The 21403-nt window shown below is 52.1% G+C and carries 19 protein-coding genes; all 19 read right to left on the reverse strand.

The genetic code is table 11. The features are described from left to right. Window position 1: 1 nt before the first annotated feature. Complete coding sequence (gene ftsA / locus A7098_RS03075) at window positions 2-1264, reverse strand: cell division protein FtsA (protein WP_000588474.1); 1263 nt, start codon at window positions 1262-1264, stop codon at window positions 2-4. Continuing rightward, window positions 1261-2091 (reverse strand): cell division protein FtsQ, encoded by an 831-nt coding sequence (gene ftsQ, locus A7098_RS03080; RefSeq protein ID WP_000075731.1) that lies wholly within the window; start codon window positions 2089-2091, stop codon window positions 1261-1263. The genes ftsA and ftsQ overlap by 4 nt, the downstream gene beginning before the upstream one ends. Before the next feature lies 1 nt (window position 2092). Then, on the reverse strand, window positions 2093-3013 hold the full coding sequence (gene ddlB / locus A7098_RS03085) for a D-alanine--D-alanine ligase (RefSeq protein ID WP_032224424.1): 921 nt from the start codon (window positions 3011-3013) through the stop codon (window positions 2093-2095). Further along, entirely contained in the window at window positions 3006-4481 is a 1476-nt protein-coding gene (murC, locus tag A7098_RS03090) for a UDP-N-acetylmuramate--L-alanine ligase (protein ID WP_001096083.1), read from the reverse strand. Before murC ends, ddlB begins: the two co-directional genes overlap by 8 nt. A gap of 53 nt (window positions 4482-4534) precedes the next feature. After that, window positions 4535-5602, reverse strand: a complete 1068-nt coding sequence (gene murG / locus A7098_RS03095) for an undecaprenyldiphospho-muramoylpentapeptide beta-N-acetylglucosaminyltransferase (protein WP_000016572.1) — start codon at window positions 5600-5602, stop codon at window positions 4535-4537. Continuing rightward, window positions 5599-6843: a cell division protein FtsW gene (gene ftsW / locus A7098_RS03100; RefSeq protein WP_010345404.1), complete on the reverse strand. Its 1245-nt coding sequence runs from the start codon at window positions 6841-6843 to the stop codon at window positions 5599-5601. The genes murG and ftsW overlap by 4 nt, the downstream gene beginning before the upstream one ends. Then, the gene (murD, locus tag A7098_RS03105; RefSeq protein ID WP_000796424.1) at window positions 6843-8159 is read right to left on the reverse strand and encodes a UDP-N-acetylmuramoyl-L-alanine--D-glutamate ligase; all 1317 of its coding nucleotides are present in this window, start codon (window positions 8157-8159) and stop codon (window positions 6843-6845) included. Before murD ends, ftsW begins: the two co-directional genes overlap by 1 nt. A 2-nt stretch (window positions 8160-8161) precedes the next feature. Then, window positions 8162-9244 carry a phospho-N-acetylmuramoyl-pentapeptide-transferase gene (gene mraY / locus A7098_RS03110; protein ID WP_000964122.1) on the reverse strand — a complete coding sequence of 361 codons (1083 nt, stop codon included), beginning with the start codon at window positions 9242-9244 and terminating at the stop codon, window positions 8162-8164. Continuing rightward, a complete protein-coding gene (murF, locus tag A7098_RS03115) occupies window positions 9238-10596 on the reverse strand; it encodes a UDP-N-acetylmuramoyl-tripeptide--D-alanyl-D-alanine ligase (protein ID WP_105280311.1) in 1359 nt (452 codons plus the stop codon). The genes mraY and murF overlap by 7 nt, the downstream gene beginning before the upstream one ends. Next, window positions 10593-12080, reverse strand: coding sequence for a UDP-N-acetylmuramoyl-L-alanyl-D-glutamate--2,6-diaminopimelate ligase (gene murE / locus A7098_RS03120; protein ID WP_105280312.1), 1488 nt, complete (start codon window positions 12078-12080; stop codon window positions 10593-10595). Before murE ends, murF begins: the two co-directional genes overlap by 4 nt. Next, window positions 12067-13833: a peptidoglycan glycosyltransferase FtsI gene (gene ftsI / locus A7098_RS03125; RefSeq protein WP_000642204.1), complete on the reverse strand. Its 1767-nt coding sequence runs from the start codon at window positions 13831-13833 to the stop codon at window positions 12067-12069. The genes murE and ftsI overlap by 14 nt, the downstream gene beginning before the upstream one ends. 15 nt (window positions 13834-13848) lie before the next feature. Continuing rightward, window positions 13849-14214: a cell division protein FtsL gene (ftsL, locus tag A7098_RS03130; protein ID WP_000625658.1), complete on the reverse strand. Its 366-nt coding sequence runs from the start codon at window positions 14212-14214 to the stop codon at window positions 13849-13851. Then, a complete protein-coding gene (rsmH, locus tag A7098_RS03135) occupies window positions 14211-15152 on the reverse strand; it encodes a 16S rRNA (cytosine(1402)-N(4))-methyltransferase RsmH (protein ID WP_000970479.1) in 942 nt (313 codons plus the stop codon). Before rsmH ends, ftsL begins: the two co-directional genes overlap by 4 nt. A gap of 1 nt (window position 15153) precedes the next feature. Next, on the reverse strand, window positions 15154-15612 hold the full coding sequence (gene mraZ / locus A7098_RS03140) for a division/cell wall cluster transcriptional repressor MraZ (RefSeq protein ID WP_000488288.1): 459 nt from the start codon (window positions 15610-15612) through the stop codon (window positions 15154-15156). Window positions 15613-16213: 601 nt separating this feature from the next. Next, entirely contained in the window at window positions 16214-17218 is a 1005-nt protein-coding gene (gene cra, locus A7098_RS03145) for a catabolite repressor/activator (protein ID WP_000762401.1), read from the reverse strand. Window positions 17219-17299: 81 nt separating this feature from the next. Then, window positions 17300-17386, reverse strand: a complete 87-nt coding sequence (locus tag A7098_RS23640; RefSeq protein WP_032224418.1) for a hypothetical protein — start codon at window positions 17384-17386, stop codon at window positions 17300-17302. 11 nt (window positions 17387-17397) lie between these two features. Continuing rightward, complete coding sequence (ilvN, locus tag A7098_RS03150) at window positions 17398-17889, reverse strand: acetolactate synthase small subunit (protein WP_010355142.1); 492 nt, start codon at window positions 17887-17889, stop codon at window positions 17398-17400. 2 nt (window positions 17890-17891) lie between these two features. Next, window positions 17892-19616: an acetolactate synthase 3 large subunit gene (ilvI, locus tag A7098_RS03155; RefSeq protein WP_032224415.1), complete on the reverse strand. Its 1725-nt coding sequence runs from the start codon at window positions 19614-19616 to the stop codon at window positions 17892-17894. 317 nt (window positions 19617-19933) lie between these two features. Continuing rightward, window positions 19934-20878, reverse strand: a complete 945-nt coding sequence (gene leuO, locus A7098_RS03160; protein ID WP_010345415.1) for a transcriptional regulator LeuO — start codon at window positions 20876-20878, stop codon at window positions 19934-19936. Window positions 20879-21403 lie beyond the last annotated feature (525 nt).

Here is a 21403-nt window from a genome sequence, read left to right on the forward strand (position 1 = left end):
ATTAAAACTCTTTTCGCAGCCAACTATTGAGTCGCTTGATCCACGAGCCAACTGATGCTGTAACACGTTTTTCTACTTCCGCTTCACCGTTAAGATGTGACTCTTTCCCGTAGTGAAGCAATCCCACAGCCGTCGAGTAATACGGCTCCTGAGCATAATCAGTTAAACCGGTGATATTCAGCGGCGCGCCAATACGCACCTGCGTATGAAACACGCGCTGAGCGCAGGCGGCAAGTCCTTCGATCTGCGCCGCGCCACCGGTTAATACAATGCCCGCCGCCAGGTGATGTTTCACGCCTTGTTGGCGAAGCTTTTCCTGCAGCTGCAATATCTCTTCGTTGACCAGGTTGAGCAACTCGGTATACCGTGGCTCAATCACCTCCGCCAGCGTCTGACGTTGCAGACTACGCGGTGGTCGCCCACCTACGCTCGGCACTTCCACGCTCTCATCTTTACCGACGATGGAACCCAACGCGCAGCCATGGCGAACTTTAATCGCTTCGGCGTCGCTTGGCGGCGTGCCAAAGGCATAGGCGATATCACTGGTCACCACATTGCCAGCATAAGGAATTACCTTGGTGTGGCGCAATGCCCCACCGGTATAAACGGCGATATCCATTGTACCACCACCGATATCGACGACGCAGACTCCCAGTTCACGTTCGTCTTCCGTCAATACCGAATAACTTGATGCCAGTCCGGCAAATATCAGTTGGTCAACTTTCAGCCCACAACGTTCAACCGCTTTGACGATGTTTTTCGCCATATCGTTGTGACATGTGATCAGGTGCACTTTTGCCTGCATTCGCACGCCCGAAAGTCCTACCGGATTTTTGATCCCTTCCTGATAGTCAATCGCATATTCTTGCGGGATCACATGCAGCACACGATGTTCATCGCGCACACGCACCGATTTCGCGGTATGGACGACGTTTTCCACATCTTCTTGCGTCACTTCTTCTTCAGAAATGGGCACCATACCAATTTCATTCTGGCAGCTGATGTGCTTACCAGAAAGCGCCAGATATACCGAAGAGATCTGGCAATCTGCCATCAATTCTGCCTGGTCAATGGCGCGTTGTACGCATTTGACCACAGATTCGAGGTCGTTAACCCCGCCTTTATCCATACCACGTGACGGGCAGCTGCCCACACCAATGATATTGACCATACCGTCGGGCAGAACTTCCCCTACTAAAGCGGCAACCTTCGCGGTGCCGATCTCCAGTCCTACTACCAGTTTTCTGTCCGTCGCCTTGATCATTGTTGTTCTGCCTGTGCCTGATTTTGTTGCTGAGTAGATTCCTCCGGCGGCAAGGGCGCCCAGCCTACTGCCGCTCCAGAGTCATAACGCAAATCAACGTAGCTAATCCGTTTGCCATCGGTTTGCGCCTGCTGCTGTAAAACCGGATAAAGTTCTACAAAGCGAGCCAAACGTTTCATCGTATCGCCCCGGCCAAGGTTGAGCTTAATATCGTTATTCAGCGTCAACTGCCAGGAACGCCGCGCGGTCATTGCCGCTTCCTTCAGAGTAAATCTGTCCTTTGCCAGCATTTGCCCCATTTCGCGATAACCCTGCAACACTTCATTGGCGCTGCCTTCCGGGCCATACAACATCGGGAGCACCTGCTTGCTGGTGCGATCTGGCGGCACGCTGAAGGTGTTTCCTTCGGCGTCTACCATATGTTGATCATTCCACCGCGCAATCGGCACATATTCAACCAGATGAATCTTCAATTCATCAGGCCACTGCTTTCTGACGCTCACCTGCTTAATCCACGGCAGGCGTTGTTCAATTTGCGTCTGGATGATGTTGACATCCTGAGTCATAAAAGTACCCGGCTCACCCAATGCCAGGATCGACTGCCGGATATCGTCATTACGCGTGTAATGGCGTTCACCGGTCAACACCAGCTTTGAGAGCGGCAGGCGTTGCGCATCTTCCATCCAGCCCAACACGACCCAGCCGCTCACCAACACAGTCGTTAAAACCGTCAGCAGGAAAAGTATCCCCGCCAGACGCGTTCCATTATTGCGGTGAGAAGAAATTTCTTCTTCACTGTTTCGCGTGTTCAGAGCAGCCTGCGACATATTAGTCCGCCAGTTCCAGAATTCGTACTACCAACTGCGAGAAGCTTAAGCCTGCCTGACGTGCCGCCATCGGCACCAGACTGTGGCTGGTCATACCCGGAGAGGTATTGGCTTCCAGCAGATAAAACTGTCCATCGCTGTCCAGCATGACATCAATACGCCCCCATCCTTTGCAACCTAACGTCGTCCATGCTTTCAGCACTAATGCCTGCAAATTGGCCTCTTGTGCCGCGTCTAAACCTGCGGGGCAGAAATACTGTGTCTCATCAGAGAGATACTTCGCCTCATAATCATAGAAGGTTCCGGCGGGTTGAATACGTATTGACGGTAAAATTTCTTCACCGAGTATCGCAACAGTGAACTCCGGCCCACTTAGCCATTTTTCAATCAATACTTCTTCATCGTGCTGAAATGCCAATCTTAATGCATCTTGTAGAGCATTTTCTGCTACTACTTTTGACATTCCCACGCTGGAACCTTCGCGGCTCGGCTTAACGATTAATGGTAAACCCAGAGCAGAAATTTCGGCTAACTGCTTATCGCTAATGCCTTTTTCAAACTCTGCGCGGGTTAACGCTACCCACGGCGCTACGGGTAAACCAGCACCTTGCCACAGCAGTTTGCTGCGTAGTTTATCCATTGAAAGCGCAGATGCCATCACTCCGCTGCCGGTATAAGGCAGTCCCATCAGCTCAAGCATCCCCTGCAATGTGCCGTCTTCACCGCCGCGCCCGTGCAGAGCGATAAATACTTTCTGAAATCCCATCGATTTCAGTTGCGTCACGTCAACTTCTTTCGGGTCGACAGGATGCGCGTCGACGCCGCCTTCGCGCAGCCCGGCTAACACTGCGGCACCAGAGTTCAAAGAAACTTCCCGTTCTGCGGAGGTTCCGCCCAACAGAACCGCGATTTTATCAGTCATGTTGTTCTTCCTCCGGAGTTTGCGGCTTCAGTTTGATTTCAGCTAAAGAACGGGCAATTTTTCCGATATTACCAGCCCCCTGAACGAGAATCAGGTCGTTACCGGTTAATACCGGTGCTAGCATCTCGGCTACCTGCGCCGGGTCCGGCACCAGAATGGGGTCAATTTTCCCACGTCCACGAATCGTGCGACACAGCGAACGGCTGTCCGCTCCCGGAATTGGCGCTTCGCCAGCCGGATACACTTCCAGCATCAACAGGGTATCAACCTGCGTCAGCACATTGGCGAAATCATCATACAGGTCGCGCGTACGGGTAAAACGGTGCGGCTGAAACAGCATTACCAGGTTTTTATCCGGCCAGCCTGCACGCGCCGCCTTAATGGTGGCGTCCACTTCGGTCGGGTGGTGACCGTAGTCATCGACCAGCATTGCTGTACCACTTTTACCGTTGACCGGCTCCAGCGGGAATTCACCGAGGAAATCGAAGCGACGACCGGTTCCCTGGAAGCTCTCCAGCGCACGCAGAATAGCGTCGTCGTCAATCCCCTCTTCCGTAGCAACCGCAACCGCAGCCGCCGCGTTCAGCGCATTATGACGACCAGGCGCATTCAGGGTTACGCGCATTGGCTCTTTGTCCTGGCGTAGCAGCGTAAAGTGTCCCTGCGGACCAATCTGCTGATAATCTTCTACACGCACGTCGGCATCTTCGCTGAAGCCGTAAGTTGTGGTCTGACGCCCCACGCGCGGTAACAATTCGCGGATCACCGGATCGTCAACACACATTACCGCACGCCCATAAAACGGCAGGTTGTGCAGAAAATTAATAAAGGTCTGTTTTAAATTCTCAAAGTCGCCCTGGTAGGTATCCATATGGTCGGCTTCGATATTGGTGACAATCGCCACCATGGGTTGCAGATGCAGGAACGATGCATCGCTCTCATCCGCTTCGGCAATCAGGTAGCGGCCATGCCCCAAACGTGCATGAACGCCAGCCGCTTTTACCAGCCCACCGTTAACGAAAGTTGGATCGAGACCCGCTTCCGCATAGATGCTGGAAACCATCGCGGTGGTTGTCGTTTTGCCGTGCGTTCCGGCAATGGCGATGCCATGACGAAAACGCATTAACTCAGCCAGCATTTCCGCGCGACGGATCACCGGAATACGCGCTTCATGGGCAGCAACAATTTCCGGGTTATCGGCAGAAATTGCACTGGAAACAACGACCACGCTGGCGTCGCGCACGTTTTCCGGGCGATGGTTGAAGTAAATCGTCGCCCCCAGATTCATTAACTGCTGCGTGACCGGATTTGGCGCTAAATCTGAACCACTGATCTGATACCCTTCATTGGCCAGAACTTCGGCAATACCGCCCATACCGGCACCACCGATGCCGACAAAGTGAATGTGCCGAACGCGACGCATTTCGGGCACGATGTAACGCAGTTTTGCCAATTGTTGTGTATTCATTCTTTACGCCATTAACTTCTCAAATTCATGCGATGCAAAAGGCATCGCCACAATTACGCCCGGGCAGCCCGGCTCACTTCATTTGCCACTCGCTCGGTGGCATCCGGGATGGATGCAGCACGGGCGCGTTCTGCCATGGTTAATAAGGTTTCTCGCGACCACCCGGCCAGGGTGTTGGCGACAGCATCCACAGTAAGCTGTGGTTGCTCGATAATTTTGGCTGCGCCCGCTTTTTCCAGCGGCAGTGCATTCCAGTATTGCTGGCGGTCTTTATGCTGAAACGGCACAAACAATGCTGGTAACCCCGCCGCAGCGATTTCACTCACCGTCAACGCACCAGAGCGGCAAACGACAACATCCGCCCACGCATACGCCGCCGCCATATCATCAATAAATTCCGTCACTTTATGCTGCGGTTGCCCTGCTTCGGCATACGCTTGTTCAACGGATTGTTGCGAACCTTTGCCGCTCTGATGCCAGATAGTGACTGAATCGCCCAGCTTTGCTGCAACCAGCGGCATTGTCTGGTTAAGAATGCGTGCGCCCTGAGAACCACCCACTACCAACACACGAACCGGACCTTCACGTCCAGCCAAACGTTGCTGCGGCAACGGCAGCGCCAGCACATCGGTACGAACAGGATTACCCACCACTTCCGCATTAGGGAAAGCGCCTGGAAACGCCTGCATCACTTTGGTCGCAATCTTCGCCAGCCATTTATTGGTTAAGCCCGCAATACCGTTTTGTTCATGAAGTACGACCGGAATGCCTAACGACCACGCGGCCAGACCTCCTGGGCCTGAAACGTAGCCGCCCATACCGAGTACCACGTCAGGTTTATACGCTTTCATAATCGCCCGCGCCTGACGCCAGGCGTTAAAGATACGCAACGGAGCTGCGAGTAACGCTTTAATACCCTTACCGCGTAGACCAGAGATACGAATAAAGTCGATCTCGATACCGTGCTTCGGTACTAAGTCCGCTTCCATACGATCGGCAGTACCCAGCCAGCGAACTTGCCACCCCTGGGCCATTAAATGATGCGCAACCGCAAGCCCCGGGAACACATGTCCGCCAGTGCCGCCAGCCATCACCATTAATCGCTTCCCTTGACCACTCATCGTGAACCTCGTACAAACGCCTGCGCTTTCTCCAGACGCGTTTCATAATCAATACGCAACAGCATCATGATGGCTGTTGACATAATCAGTAAGCTCGAACCACCGTAACTGATTAGCGGCAATGTCAAACCTTTAGTCGGTAACATCCCTGCCGCCGCGCCTACGTTAACCAGTGCCTGGAAACTAAACCAGATGCCAATTGAACAAGCGAGAAAACCGGAAAAACGATGGTCAATTTCTAACGCTTTACGACCAATCGACATCGCGCGAAAAGCGACGAAGAATACCATTAAAAGCGCCAGCACCACACCGATATACCCCAGTTCTTCGCCGATAATGGCGAAAATAAAGTCAGTGTGCGCTTCCGGCAGATACTCCAGTTTTTGTACCGAGTTACCTAAACCTTGCCCCCACAGTTCGCCGCGACCAAACGCCATCAGCGATTGCGTTAACTGATAGCCGCTGCCGAAGGGATCTTCCCACGGGTTCCAGAATGCGGTAACACGGCGGATACGGTACGGTTCAGCGAGGATCAGCAACACAACCGCTGAAATCCCCATACCGATAATGGCAATGAACTGCCACAATTTCGCCCCCGCCAGGAATAGCATTGCCAGCGTGGTCACAAACAGCACCACCACCGTACCGAGGTCTGGCTGCGCCAGCAGCAACACCGCCAGCACCAGAATCACGCCCATCGGTTTCAGGAAGCCACGCAGGTTATTACGCACTTCGTCGCCTTTGCGCACCAGATAGTTGGCGATATAGCAAAACAGCGACAGCTTGGTCAGTTCGGCCGGCTGGATACGCAACAAGCCAAGATCGATCCAACGCGATGCCCCTTTAACCGAGCTACCCACCACCAGCACGATCATCAACAGGATGATTGATCCGAGCAGCATCGTGGCACTGTAGCGTTGCCAGAACTCCATCGGCAGACGCAGCGTAATGATCGCCAGAATGAACGCCAGGATCAGATAGACGCCATCACGCTTCGCGAAGAAAAACGGATCGTTGGTTAAGCGTTGCCCTATGGGCATTGACGCCGAGGTCACCATGATAAAGCCAATCGCCGCGAGGCCGAAGGTCAGCCACAGCAAGGTGCGATCGTACATGATCAGGCTGTCGGTATCTTTTTCCCGCGAGCCCATCACCCAGCCCTTTAGCGCCGTGGAGATCCAGACCAGGATACTGAATCCCGGCAGGCGCGGCATTTTCAGGCGAGGGAGAGATAAACGCATCAACCTAACTCCTTCGCCAGACGAGCAAACTCATTGCCTCGTTGTTCAAAGTTCTTGAACTGATCAAGGCTGGCACATGCCGGGGAGAGCAGAACCATATCGCCAGGCTGAACACGCGGAGCCAGCAAGCGCATCGCCTGTTCCATCGTTTCGGTTTGCTCTGCCACTTCCGGGCGTAACGCCGCCAACTGTGCGCCATCACGACCGAAACAATACAGACGCACGTTATCGCCATTCAGATAGCGCGCCAGTGGGCTGAAGTCTGCCGATTTACCATCGCCACCCAGCAACAAATGCAGCGTGCCGTCTACGTGCAGGCCATTCAGCGCCGCTTCGGTACTACCGACGTTGGTCGCTTTCGAATCGTTAATCCAGCGCACACCGTTATGCTCCAGCACCACTTCAAAGCGATGCGGCAGACCGGTAAAGGTGGTTAATGCTTTCAGGCTGCTGGCACGCGGTAACCCTGCGGCATCTGCCAGCGCCAGTGCTGCCAGCGCATTGGTGTAGTTATGCTGCCCGGAAAGTTTCATCTCTTTCACGTTCAACACTTTCTCGCCTTTCACCCGCAGCCAGGTTTCACCCTGCTGATGGTTCAGGTGATAGTCACCCATATTGACGCCGAAGCTGACACAACGTTCATCTGCACCGCGAATTGGCATCGTTAAGGCATCATCGGCATTAACCACGCAAACTTTTGCGTTTTCGTAAATACGCAGTTTTGCCGCACGATACTGCTGTAAACCAAATGGATAGCGATCCATATGATCTTCAGTCACGTTCAGAATGGTCGCCGCCACCGCCTGTAAGCTGGAAGTCGTTTCCAGCTGGAAGCTTGACAGTTCCAGCACGTACAGTTCGCACTCAGCATCCAGCAGCATCAAGGCTGGCAGGCCAATGTTGCCACCCACGCCAACGTTAACACCTGCTGCTTTCGCCATTTCGCCCACTAAGGTAGTGACAGTGCTTTTGCCGTTAGAACCGGTGATCGCCACAATCGGCGCTTGTGCTTCGCGGCAGAACAGCTCGATATCGCCAACAATTTCAATTCCGGCATCGGCAGCGGCGCTTAGGGACGGATGCGCCAGCGCAATGCCGGGGCTGGCGACAATCAGATCTGCCGCCATCAGCCATTCATCATTGAGACCGCCAGTATGGCGCTCCACCGCTTCGGGTAATTTATCCAGGCCAGGCGGTGTCATACGCGTATCCATTACGCGCGGCGTCACGCCGCGAGCAAGGAAAAAGTCCACGCAAGAAAGCCCGGTGAGGCCCAGGCCGATAATAACGACATTTTTACCCAGGTAATCAGCCATGATTAACGTACCTTCAGCGTTGCCAGACCAATCAGGACCAGCATCAGCGAAATAATCCAGAAACGCACAATGACGCGCGGTTCCGGCCAGCCTTTCAGTTCATAGTGGTGATGAATCGGCGCCATGCGGAAAATACGTTGCCCGCGCAGTTTAAAGGAGCCGACTTGCAAAATAACCGACAGGGTTTCGACGACAAACACGCCGCCCATAATCACCAGCAGGAATTCCTGACGCAGCAGTACAGCGATAATGCCCAACGCGCCGCCTAACGCCAGCGAACCAACATCGCCCATAAAGACCTGTGCCGGATAGGTGTTAAACCACAGGAAGCCCAGCCCTGCTCCGACTATCGCGGTACAGACAATGACCAGTTCCCCTGCATGTCGCAGATACGGTATGTGTAAATAGCTGGCAAAGTTCATGTTGCCGGTCGCCCACGCCACCAGCGCAAAACCACCAGCGACAAATACGGTCGGCATAATCGCCAGGCCATCAAGACCATCGGTCAGGTTTACCGCGTTACCGGTGCCGACAATAACGAAGTAGGCCAGCAGGATGTAGAACAAACCTAACTGCGGCATCACATCTTTAAAGAACGGTACAACCAATTGCGTTGCTGGCGTGTCTTTCCCGGCAAGGTACAAAGCGAAAGCAACACCCAGCGCAATGACCGACATCCAGAAATACTTCCAGCGTGCGATCAACCCTTTGGTGTCTTTGCGCACGACTTTGCGATAGTCATCAACGAAGCCAATGATGCCGTAACCAACCAGCACCACCAGTACGCACCAGACATACGGGTTAGACGGGTAAGCCCACAGCAGTACGGAGATCACAATCGCCGTCAGGATCATAATCCCGCCCATAGTCGGCGTACCGCGCTTGCTGAAGTGCGATTCCGGGCCATCGTTACGCACCACCTGACCAAAGGAGAGTTTTTGCAGATGAGCAATCATGCGCGGCCCCATCCACAATGAGATGAACAGCGCGGTCAGCAGGCTGACGATGGCGCGAAACGTCAGATAGGAAAAGACGTTAAAGCCGGAATAATATTTGACCAAATGTTCGGCCAGCCAAACTAACATGTCCCATTCTCCTGTAAAGCGCGTACTACCTCTTCCATGGCAGCACTACGTGAACCCTTAACTAAAATCGTAATCACCTGTTGCTCTGCAATCAGTGACTTAAGACGCGTAATTAACGCGGATTTATCAGCAAAATGTTCGCCAACACGGCTGGCGGTGCTGATAGCATGGCTTTGTTTACCCACGCTTAATACACGGTCAATACCGGCAGCTTTTGCCGCTTCGCCCACCTGTACATGGCAGGCTTCGCTTTCAGCGCCCAGTTCCGCCATATCGCCGACAACCAGTACACGGTAGCCCGGCATCTCAGCCAGAACCTGAACAGCGGCGGTCATGGAACCGACGTTAGCGTTGTAGGAGTCGTCAAGCAGCAACTGGTTTTCCGCCAGTTGAATGGGGAACAAACGACCTGGAACAGCTTTCAGATTTGCCAGCCCCGCTTTGATAGCATCAAGCGTTGCGCCCACGGACATGGAGAGCGCAGCGGCTGCCAGCGCATTCGCAATATTGTGACGCCCTGGCAGCGGTAGCAGAGCATCCACGCTACCCGTTGGGGTTTGCAGGGTAAATTCCGTACCGTGCGAAGTCACATGGATATTGGTGGCGGTGAAATCGCTGTTGGCGGCATTGGGTGAGAAACGCCACACTTTGCGTGAGCCAATCACACTCTGCCAGTTCAGCCAGTCGTTGTTGTCGGCGTTCATAATGGCGATACCGTTTTCCGGCAGGCCGGTAAAGATTTCGCCTTTCGCTTTTGCCACGCCCGCCAAAGAACCGAAGCCTTCCAGATGCGCCGCCGCCAGGTTGTTGACCAGCGCGGCTTCCGGGCAGGTCAGGCTAACTGTCCAGGCAATTTCGCCCTGATGGTTCGCACCCAGCTCAATAACTGCGTAATCGTATTCCGGCGTTAAGCGCAACAGCGTCATCGGCACGCCGATGTCGTTGTTGAGATTGCCTGCCGTATAAAGCGTGTTGCCGCACTGGCTTAAAATCGCCGCCGTCATCTCTTTAACGGAGGTTTTGCCGGAGGAACCCGTCAGAGCAACCACGCGCGCCGGAACTTGCTGGCGAACCCATGCAGCCAGTTCACCAAACGCCAGACGCGTATCCTTGACGATTAACTGCGGCAGGTCGATGTCCAGCGGACGGCTAACCAGTAGTGCGCCTGCGCCGCCAGCTTTCGCCTGGTCGGCAAAATCATGAGCATCGAAACGTTCGCCTTTCAGGGCAACAAACAGGCAGCCCGGCGTCAGTTTTCGCGTGTCAGTGGTTACAGCATCAAGGATGATATCTGCACCTTGCAGTTCACCGTTGAGAATATCGGTAAGTTGGCTAAGGGTTACGCTAATCATGCAATCACCCCCAGCAGACGCGCCACCGTGACGCGATCGGAGTAGTCCAGACGCTGATTGCCAACAATCTGATAATCTTCATGGCCTTTTCCCGCGACCAGCACCACATCATTCTCTTTAGCCTGCATAACGGCGCACGTTACCGCTTCAGCGCGGCCTTCCATCACTTTGACATGTCCGGCGTCTAACATTCCCGCCAGAATATCGTTGATGATAGCGCGCGGTTCTTCGGTACGCGGGTTATCGTCCGTCACCACCGCCACGTCAGCAAATTCTTCAGCAATTGCGCCCATCAGTGGACGTTTGCCTTTATCACGATCGCCGCCGCAGCCGAAGACGCACCACAGCTTTCCCGCACAGTGCAGGCGCGCCGCCTGTAAGGCTTTTTCCAGTGCATCCGGCGTATGCGCGTAATCCACCACCACCGTCGGTTTGCCTGGTGCAGTGAACACTTCCATACGTCCGCAAACCGGTTGCAGACGCGCGGCGGTTTTCAGCAGATCGGCCAGCGGATAGCCCAGCGCCAGCAGTGTCGCCAGCGCCAGCATCAGGTTGCTGACGTTAAAAGCGCCCATCAAGCGGCTTTCTATTTCCCCATCGCCCCAACTTGAGCTAAAGCGAATAGTCGCGCCACTGTCGTGATAGTTCACGTCGTTCGCTTTCAACCAGCGGCCATGACCGTTCGGATTGATATTGTCTTCCATCGACACCGCAACCGCGTCCGGCAGTTTTGCCAACCAGCGACGACCCACTTCATCATCAGCGTTAACAATCGCCTGACCGCAATGATGTTCAGAATAAAGCAGCCATTTCGCTGCTTCGTAGTGTTCCATATCACCATGATAATCAAGGTGATCGCGGCTTAAGTTGGTAAAGACCGATGCCGCAAATTTCAATGCCGCCACACGGTGCTGTACCAGCCCGTGGGAGGAAACTTCCATCGCGCAAAAAGTCGCGCCCTGATCCACCAGCCCCGCCAGCTCATGCTGAACGTCAACTGCCGATCCGGTTGTATTTTCCGTCGGGATGACTTTCCCCAGCAGGCCGTTACCAACGGTGCCCATTACCGCGCTGGTTTCGCCAAGCAGTTGGCTCCACTGCGCCAGAAGCTGGGTAGTCGTGGTTTTGCCGTTGGTGCCCGTTACGCCCACGAGACGTAAATTGTCAGAGGGTTCATGGTAAAAGCGGCCCGCCAGTGCAGATAAACGCTCATTGAGCTGGCTGAGATAGATGACCGGTACGCCGTGCATTTCACGGATTTCACCGTCGGTCGCCTCATCTTTCGCCTCTGCAATAATGGCAGCCACACCTTGCGCTATCGCCTGCGGGATATATCGACGCCCGTCCGCCTGATGACCTACTACAGCTACAAAGAGATCGCCCGCCGCAGCCACACGGCTGTCGAGTGTCATCTCTCGCAGTGCTCGCGAAGGTGCGTCTGGCACCCACGGAGCAAGAAGGTCGCGCAAATTACGATCTGCCACCTGTCCCCTCGCCTTGATTAATCACAAATTCATTTTTATCGCCCGTTGTCAGCGCATCCGGCTCGATGTTCATGGTACGCAATACGCCGCCCATGATGGCACCAAAGACCGGCGCGGAAACGGCGCCGCCGTAGTATTTACCCGCCTGCGGATCGTTGATAACAACAACCAGCGCGAAGCGCGGCTGACTCGCAGGCGCAACGCCTGCGGTATAAGCAATATATTTATTGATGTAGCGACCATCCGGCCCGACCTTTTTCGCAGTACCGGTTTTAATGGCGATACGATAGCCTTTAATCGCCGCCTTCACGCCACCGCCGCCCGGTAGCGCCACGCTTTCCATCATATGCACCACGGTGCGAACAATGGATTCCGGGAAGACACGTTCACCGGGAACCGGGGGGTCAACTTTAGTAATCGACAGCGGGCGATAAATGCCGTAGCTGCCGATAGTTGCGTAGACTCGCGCTAACTGTAACGGTGTTACCATTAGCCCGTAGCCGAAAGAGAAGGTGGCCCTCTCTATGTCAGACCACCGTTGTTTTTGAGGATATAAGCCACTGCGTTCTCCGACCAACCCCAAATTGGTCGCTTTTCCCAGTCCAAAACGTGAGTAAGTGTCTACTAACGCTGAGGACGGCATCGCTAACGCCAGCTTGGAAACACCGACGTTACTCGACTTCTGTAATACCCCGGTCAGGGTTAATTCGCTGTAGCGCGCCACGTCTTTGATTTCGTGGCCGTTAATTCGATAAGGAACGGTATTCAGTACCGAGTTTTCCCGCACGACGCCGCGTTGCAGCGCAGTCATCACCACCATCGGCTTGACGGTTGAACCCGGTTCAAACACGTCGGTGATGGTACGGTTACGCATCGCCTCTTTCGGCGTGCCACTCAGATTGTTTGGGTTATATGACGGGCTGTTAGCCATCGCCAGCACTTCACCGGTGTTGACATCCACCAGCACGGCACTACCGGATTCCGCCTTGTTAAAGGCCACCGCGTTGTTCAGTTCGCGATAAACCAGCGCCTGCAGGCGTTCATCAATACTCAGCGCAAGGTTGTGCGCTGCCTGGCTGTCGGTGGAAGAAATATCTTCAATTACGCGACCGTAGCGGTCTTTACGCACAATGCGTTCGCCCGGCTGCCCGGTAAGCCATTTATCGAAACTCTTCTCGACACCCTCAATCCCCTGACTATCGACGTTGGTAAAGCCGATGAGGTGAGCGGTCACTTCGCCAGACGGATAATAACGGCGAGATTCTTCACGCAGATGAATCCCCGGTAGTTTTAGTTTCTTGATGTAGTCCGCCATGTCAGGGTTTACCTGACGCGCCAGATAAATAAAGCGTCCTTTCGGGTTGGCGTTAATGCGGGCTGAGAGCTGATCCAGCGGAATGTTAAGCGCGTTAGCCAGCGCCTTCCAGCGGTCACCGACGCTGATACCACCAGCGTCATGCACTTCTTTTGGGTCAGCCCAGATCGCTTTTACCGGCACACTTACTGCTAATGGGCGACCAGAGCGGTCAGTAATCATGCCGCGTGAGGTGGATACTTGTTGAACGCGAAGAGAGCGCATGTCGCCCTCTTTAACCAGCATATCCGGGGAGATAACCTGTAACCACGCTACGCGCCCGAGCAGAAAAGCCAGCGCCAGTAAAATACAGCCGCATAACAACGCAAAACGCCAACTGATAAAGTTGGCATGTTCTTCCTGACGTTTTGGTTTCTGCGTTTTCGCCGCTGCTTTCATGCGTCGCGTTTATCCTTATTTTTGCACTACGATATTTTCTTGTGATGGATCGACATGCTGCATTTGCAGCTTCTCCGTGGCGATCCTTTCCACCCGGCTATGGTCGCCGAGCGCATTCTCTTCAAGAATCAGGTTGCGCCATTCAATGTCTAAAGCGTCTCGCTCCAGCACCAGTTGTTCGCGCTGAGCGGTCAGCAAACGGGTATGGTGTGCTGTGGTCACCACAGTCACCGCCGTCAAAATAATGCAAATGAACAGGCAGAGTGGCAGCTTCCCAAATCGCAAAAGATCGTCACCAATGACGCCAGGCAAGGCATGGCGCTCGTGACTTCCCATCGATCCTTTAACTTTGCTTAGAGCTTCTGTCACTCTGCTGATCATGCGTTCGTCCTCTCTGCAATACGCAGAACTGAACTACGGGCGCGAGGGTTCTCTGCCACCTCTTCTTCGCCCGGCATCAACTTGCCTAGTGCTCGCAACTGACGGCCACCCAGTTTTTTGAGCTGCTCTTCGGTCATCGGTAATCCTGCCGGAACCTGCGGACCACGACTGTTTTCACGCATAAAGCGTTTCACAATACGGTCTTCCAGCGAATGAAAACTGATGATCGAAAGCCGCCCACCTGGCGCCAGCACGTTGAGCGAGCTTTTTAGCGCCTGCTCTATCTCCTCCAGTTCACTGTTTACCCAGATGCGCACCGCCTGGAAGGTACGGGTCGCGGGATGTTTGAATTTGTCCTTCACCGGCGTTGCCGCCGCCACCACTTCTGCCAGTTCTTTGGTACGTGTCATCGGCTGTTCGCGGTTACGCTCGACAATGGCGCGCGCAATACGTTTAGCGAAACGTTCTTCGCCATACGTTTTCAATACCCAGGCGATATCGGCTTCTTCGGCAGTTTGTAGCCATTCGGCAGCGGATTGACCGCGCGTCGGATCCATACGCATGTCCAGCGGGCCATCGCGCATAAAGGAAAAACCGCGTTCAGCATCATCGAGTTGTGGTGAAGAGACGCCAAGATCGAGGAGAATGCCGTCAATCTTGCCGATAAGATCACGCTCGGCGACATATTCGCCCAGCGCGGAGAAAGGTCCATGTATGATGGAGAAGCGCGGATCATCAATAGTCTTCGCAACGGCAATAGCCTGCGGATCGCGATCGATCGCCAGCAAACGTCCCTCTTCGCCAAGCTGCGAGAGGATCAGACGTGAGTGACCACCGCGACCAAAAGTTCCATCAATGTAGATACCGTCAGGACGGATATTGAGGCCATTTACGGCTTCATCCAGCAGCACCGTAGTGTGTTTATAGTTTTCCATCATTTTATAGAGACAAGTCCTGCAGCCGCTCCGATAAGTTTTCGGTAGCCAACTGTTCTGCGTCGATATCTTCCCTGACTTGTTGATGCCAGGTTGTTTCATCCCACAGTTCAAACTTATTGAACTGTCCAACCAACATCACTTCTTTTGTCAGCCCGGCATGTTGCCGCAGTACTGGCGCGATTAACAATCGACCTGCGCCATCCATCTGACATTCGCTGGCATGACCTAACAGAAGGCGCTGCACACGGCGCTCAACCGGGTTCATGCTTGACAGACGCGATAATTTTTGCTCGATAATTTCCCATTCAGGAAGGGGGTAAAGCAGCAGACATGGGTGATGAATGTCAATGGTACACACCATTTGACCGGCAGCGTTCCCGAGCAGCTCTTCCCGATAACGGGTGGGCACCGATAAGCGCCCTTTACTGTCGAGATTGACTAACGTTGCTCCCCGGAACATGCCAGTCTTCCCCCAATTACCACTTTATCCCACAAATTCCCACTAAAAGGAGTTTACGGAGCGGAGGAAAAGCTTGTCAAGCCAGGAACATTCCTTACCGAAGCAAAAAACCCGATGTTTACGACTAATATCTGCATTGTTTAAAAATCGCCCAACGAACGAAGCAAATTAACGTTATGAATAGTTGTAAGAAAAAATCCCACTCATCATTACCGTTTTAAAAACGACTTCTTTTTCCTTAATGAAAATATAAAGTGTCAGTTTGCGACGCGAGCGGCATTTTAGGACATATCGCCCCCGGATAACAGTCCCTGTTGCGCACGCGCCATGCCTGACGTCAGCGACTTTGCGTAAAAGATTAGAAAAGTGTTTGTTTAATCGGCAATTGCCAATTTGCATGTAACAAAATAATGCAATCGCAATCCATCGTTACGACTTAATTATCATTAAGCACATCGAATGAAGTTAATTGGTGAGATATTTAGAAGGTCTTATGGATAATAGTCAGGAATAGTCTTATTTACATAAAGGATATTGATGTCCAATTACGTACTCAATGCGCCAGCCGCAATCAACCGGCGCATCATTTTTTGTTTAACGTTTAGCTACGACTGAGTACGCCGCGACGATAGAGATTTCGTTTGATGCGCGTTAAGCCTGGTTTTGGCTTACGCGGCTCGTCCAGACTCGCCAGGACAATCTCCAGCACGCGCTCAGCGACATCCCGATGACGCTGAGCCACGGCCAGCACAGGACATTGTAAGAAGTCGAGCAATTCGTTATCGCCAAAGGTGGCAATCGCCAGATCGGAAGGCAGTTTACCATCGCGACGCAACGTGACATCCATCACTCCCTGCAACAATGCAAAAGAGGTAGTGAACAGCGCCTGCGGCATCGGATGCGTTTCCAGCCATTTTTCGAATAACTGGGCAGCAGCTTCCCGCTCATAGCTATTGGCATAAAGGAAATGCACTTCGCGCGGATCATCTTTCCAGGCAGTTCGGAAACCCTGCTCACGCAGGAAGCTGACAGAAAGCTCCGGCAGCGCGCCAAGATAAAGTACTGTTTCGGCCGGAAACTTACGTAACTCTTCCGCCAACATTTCGGCATCATCCTGGTCGGCACCAACCACGCTGGTGAAATGTTCACGATCGAGGGCGCGATCCAGCGCGACAATTGGGAACGGGTCATTAGCCCAGCGTTGATAGAAAGGATGCTCTGGCGGCAGCGAAGTCGAAACAATGATGGCATCGACCTGACGCTGTAAAAGATGCTCAATACAACGCATTTCGTTGTCTGGCTGATCTTCGGAACAAGCAATGAGTAGCTGATAGCCGCGTTGACGCGCCTGGCGTTCAAGATAGTTAGCAATGCGGGTATAACTTGTGTTCTCAAGATCGGGGATAACAAGACCAATAGAACGTGTGCGTCCAGCACGAAGCCCAGCCGCCACGGCATTCGGGTGGTAATTGTGCTCACGCACCACTGCCATGACTTTCTCAACGGTTTTGTCGCTCACACGGTATTGCTTCGCTTTGCCGTTAATAACATAGCTTGCAGTGGTCCGCGACACTCCCGCCAGCCGAGCGATTTCATCCAGTTTCACAATTGCCCCTTGCGTAAAATGTAAAAACCATAACCATTGTACTGGTATGGATTAAATTCATTAACATCTAAGCGCAGAAAATTAACTGCGGCAACTGCTTTTATTCCAGGTTCCTACTAAATTCGCAAAAAAAGCCCAACGTGACTTATTGGGCTGCAAATTGCACATTGAGATCATTCTCAACGCATTATTTTATCGCCGCGCGAAAGACCGACGACGCCGGAGCGGGCAACTTCAACAATTTTCGCCACATCGCGAATCGATGCTAAAAATGCGTCGAGTTTATCGCTGGTGCCTGCCAGTTGAACGGTATAAAGCGAAGGCGTGACATCAATGATTTGCCCACGAAATATTTCCGTATTGCGTTTCACTTCGTCACGTCCATAGCCGCTGGCCTGAATTTTCACCAGCATAATCTCCCGCTCAACGTGCGCGCCCTGCCCCAGCTCGCTCACGCGCAACACATCGACCAGCTTGTGTAATTGCTTTTCGATTTGCTCAAGCACTTTTTCATCGCCCACGGTCTGGATGGTCATACGCGATAATGTCGGATCGTCGGTTGGCGCAACGGTCAGGCTTTCAATGTTATAGCCACGCTGGGCAAAAAGGCCGATCACGCGGGATAACGCGCCTGATTCATTTTCGAGTAATACTGATAATATCCGGCGCATAATCAGGTTCTCTCCGTTTTGCTTAACCACATTTCATCCATTCCGCCCCCGCGAATCTGCATCGGATAAACGTGCTCACTGCCATCGACGGTGACATCAACAAATACCAGGCGATTATTTCGTACCTGTTCCAGCGCCTCGCCAAGTTTACTTTCCAGCTCATCCGGGCGCGAAATCTGGATACCAACATGACCATAGGCTTCTGCCAGGCGGACGAAATCTGGCAGAGATTGCATATAAGATTGTGAATGACGGCCGGAATAGATCATGTCCTGCCACTGTTTCACCATCCCCAGATAGCGGTTATTAAGATTCACCACCAGCACCGGAAGCTCGTATTGCAAGGCTGTAGACAGCTCCTGAATATTCATCTGAATACTGCCGTCGCCAGTAACGCAGACCACAGTTTCTTCCGGCAACGCCATTTTGACGCCCAGCGCCGCAGGTAAACCAAACCCCATGGTGCCGAGGCCACCGGAGTTGATCCAGCGACGCGGTTTGTCGAAAGGATAATAAAGTGCGGCGAACATCTGGTGCTGCCCGACGTCGGACGTAACGTAAGCGTCCCCCTTCGTCAGTCGCCAGAGCGTCTCTATCACCGCCTGCGGTTTAATCTTTTCGCTCTGAGTGTCGTATTTCAGGCACTGGCGAGCGCGCCACTGTTCAATTTTCTGCCACCAGTCGCGGATTTCATCCAACGGTTGGTGAGCCGTTTCTTGTGCCAACAACTCCAGCATTTGATCCAACACCAGCCGCGCATCGCCAACGATCGGGATGTCGGCGGTCACGGTTTTTGAGATAGAGGTTGGATCAATATCAATATGTAACACCGTCGCATTTGGGCAGTACTTTGCCAGATTGTTAGTAGTGCGGTCATCAAAGCGTACACCAACCGCAAAAATGACATCGGCATTATGCATTGTCATATTGGCTTCGTAAGTGCCGTGCATTCCCAACATTCCCAGCGCCTGACGATGCGTTGCCGGAAACGCGCCTAATCCCATTAATGACGAGACGACAGGAAGATTAAGTTGCTCAATAATCTGTTTGAGTTGTTGATGGCAAGCCGCAGTCACTGCGCCACCGCCTACGTAAACGACCGGTTTTTTCGCCGCAGCCAGCGTTTGTAGTGCACGTTTAATCTGCCCTTTATGACCCAACGTTGTCGGGTTATACGAGCGCATACTGACCGATTCCGGCCAGACGTAAGGTAATTTGTTCGCCGGATTAAGAATATCTTTCGGTAAATCAACCACCACCGGACCAGGACGCCCGCTTGCCGCCAGCCAGAAAGCCTTTTTCAGCACCTGCGGAATGTCTTCCGTTTGCTTAACCAGAAAACTGTGTTTAACCACCGGCCGGGAAATTCCCACCATGTCACACTCCTGAAAGGCATCGTAACCTATCAGCGAGGTTGCCACCTGCCCGGAAAGGATAACCAGCGGAATGGAGTCCATATAGGCGGTGGCGATACCGGTAATTGCGTTGGTGGCTCCAGGACCCGATGTCACCAGCACAACGCCCACTTCTCCGGTCGCGCGCGCCAGGCCATCGGCCATATGTACCGCTGCCTGCTCATGACGAACTAATACGTGATCAATACCGCCCACGGTATGCAATGCATCGTAAATATCAAGGACCGCGCCTCCGGGATAACCGAATACTTGCTTAACGCCCTGATCGATAAGCGATCGGACGACCATCTCGGCTCCAGACAACATCTCCATGGCTTGCCTCACTATTTGGCGGAAAAAATGTGTAAAACACATTAACCGTCCGATCTTGCTTAAGCAATTGACAAGCAGAGTCACAAGCGTGAAGAAATAAGAATAAACAGGAGGAAAGGAGAAAATAAACGATAAAATAATCCAGAATGGCGGACAGAATTGATAATAAATCGGTCAAATTCGACCAGTTACAGCAATTTCTCTATTTTTTCATTATTTCTAAAATCAGGGCAAACATGTATTCAGAATAAAATTCTACATTTAATAAAAAATGCAGAATAAACCAGAATTACGCGCCTGATTTATTCTGCCTTTGTTTAACGTTTACAAATAGAGACTAATTGCTCTTCCATCCATTGATGGCCTTTATCACGCCCGGCAGCCTCATGCCAGGAGAGGTAACAAGTTCTGCTATTTTGTTTTAATGGCAGCGGTAATACCTGTAACTCTAAGGACTCAGCGAACTCTTCAGCCAGCCAACGCGGCGCAATAGCAACCAGATGCGTTTGCGACACCACACTAAGAACGCTCATCATTGCCATGCCCTGATACGCGATACTGGCTTGCTTATCTACCGTGTCATACCACGGTTGACTAAATGACGCGAAACGATCAAGCGAAACCGCCGCATGTTGTTCGTTATAAACGTCATGTTTCAGTAATGGGCCTTTAATAGTCGGATGGTTCTTGCTGGCTACCAGCACCATTTCATCTTTAAATAATGGCACACTGGTAAATTCAGGACGATGGAAGTCTTCATAACTAATAACAAACTCCGTTTCCTGATAACGTAGCTGATGTTCGGTGTTCTGATTTAATGAAGACTTGAATATCACATGAATATTTGGCGCGATTTGCTCAATGTGATTATAAATCTGCGAGGTAAGAATGCTATCTAACGGGCTGCAAACGCAAAGATGGAATACACGTTCGCTGCTGGCCGGCTCAAAACCTGAACCTGGTAATTCATTTTGCACTAATTGCAGCGCCTGACGCACAGAGCCAAAAAGTTGAAAAGCGCGGGCAGTCGGTTGGATACCACGCCCATAACGAACAAAAAGCTCGTCATTAAACATCACCTTCAGGCGTGCGACAGCGTTACTGACCGCAGGTTGCGACATGCCCAGAACATGCGCGGCACGGGTAATGTTCTGCTCCTGCATCACGGCATCGAAAACGGTTAATAAGTTTAGATCGACCATGCGTAGCTGTGGCTTGCTTAACTCCGCAATTTCTGGATGATCTGTTTTTACCTCTGACATAGTTAACTCCACTGTCACACTTAACTCCCTTTCCCTTATTGGAATGCAGAGAAATAATCCTGAAAAATATGATTTACCATGCATATAAAATAAGAAAAAGAAAAATGCGTAAAATTAGGAAAACATAAAGATACGGGTTCTGATAAAAACAGAATCCATTGCCGTGCGAAGAGTCATTCACCACAGCATAATAATCCATAATGTTTTTGTTGCGAAAACAATCTAATCATAAGTTCCGCGAATACTCAATCATCCAAAAAATGGATTAAACGTGCGCATTTAATAATTAATTTATATATTTGATGCATTAATTCTTAACATTAATCGATCAATAATATTCATAAAATCAATATCAAAACATTCACTCAAAATATAATTCAATACAAATCATCAGGATAGATAGGGTAAAGAATAAATTTCCCTCCTTATTACCTCATTGATTAAATGCCATAAATTATTCTGAAGTATGTCCACCAATGAAAGGTATGTGTTGTTAAGCAGAAATTAATATCGACTGTTTTAACC

The sequence above is a fragment of the Escherichia sp. MOD1-EC7011 genome (assembly GCF_002965005.1).
Lineage (GTDB): Bacteria > Pseudomonadota > Gammaproteobacteria > Enterobacterales > Enterobacteriaceae > Escherichia > Escherichia ruysiae.

Coding starts and splice junctions, on each gene's coding strand:
- ftsA (WP_000588474.1), bottom strand. CDS start 1,264: ATGATCAAGGCGACGGACAGAAAACTGGTAGTAGGACTGGAGATCGGC.
- ftsQ (WP_000075731.1), bottom strand. CDS start 2,091: ATGTCGCAGGCTGCTCTGAACACGCGAAACAGTGAAGAAGAAATTTCT.
- ddlB (WP_032224424.1), bottom strand. CDS start 3,013: ATGACTGATAAAATCGCGGTTCTGTTGGGCGGAACCTCCGCAGAACGG.
- murC (WP_001096083.1), bottom strand. CDS start 4,481: ATGAATACACAACAATTGGCAAAACTGCGTTACATCGTGCCCGAAATG.
- murG (WP_000016572.1), bottom strand. CDS start 5,602: ATGAGTGGTCAAGGGAAGCGATTAATGGTGATGGCTGGCGGCACTGGC.
- ftsW (WP_010345404.1), bottom strand. CDS start 6,843: ATGCGTTTATCTCTCCCTCGCCTGAAAATGCCGCGCCTGCCGGGATTC.
- murD (WP_000796424.1), bottom strand. CDS start 8,159: ATGGCTGATTACCTGGGTAAAAATGTCGTTATTATCGGCCTGGGCCTC.
- mraY (WP_000964122.1), bottom strand. CDS start 9,244: ATGTTAGTTTGGCTGGCCGAACATTTGGTCAAATATTATTCCGGCTTT.
- murF (WP_105280311.1), bottom strand. CDS start 10,596: ATGATTAGCGTAACCCTTAGCCAACTTACCGATATTCTCAACGGTGAA.
- ftsI (WP_000642204.1), bottom strand. CDS start 13,833: ATGAAAGCAGCGGCGAAAACGCAGAAACCAAAACGTCAGGAAGAACAT.
- ftsL (WP_000625658.1), bottom strand. CDS start 14,214: ATGATCAGCAGAGTGACAGAAGCTCTAAGCAAAGTTAAAGGATCGATG.
- rsmH (WP_000970479.1), bottom strand. CDS start 15,152: ATGATGGAAAACTATAAACACACTACGGTGCTGCTGGATGAAGCCGTA.
- mraZ (WP_000488288.1), bottom strand. CDS start 15,612: ATGTTCCGGGGAGCAACGTTAGTCAATCTCGACAGTAAAGGGCGCTTA.
- A7098_RS23640 (WP_032224418.1), bottom strand. CDS start 17,386: ATGTGCAATTTGCAGCCCAATAAGTCACGTTGGGCTTTTTTTGCGAAT.
- ilvN (WP_010355142.1), bottom strand. CDS start 17,889: ATGCGCCGGATATTATCAGTATTACTCGAAAATGAATCAGGCGCGTTA.
- ilvI (WP_032224415.1), bottom strand. CDS start 19,616: ATGGAGATGTTGTCTGGAGCCGAGATGGTCGTCCGATCGCTTATCGAT.
- leuO (WP_010345415.1), bottom strand. CDS start 20,878: ATGTCAGAGGTAAAAACAGATCATCCAGAAATTGCGGAGTTAAGCAAG.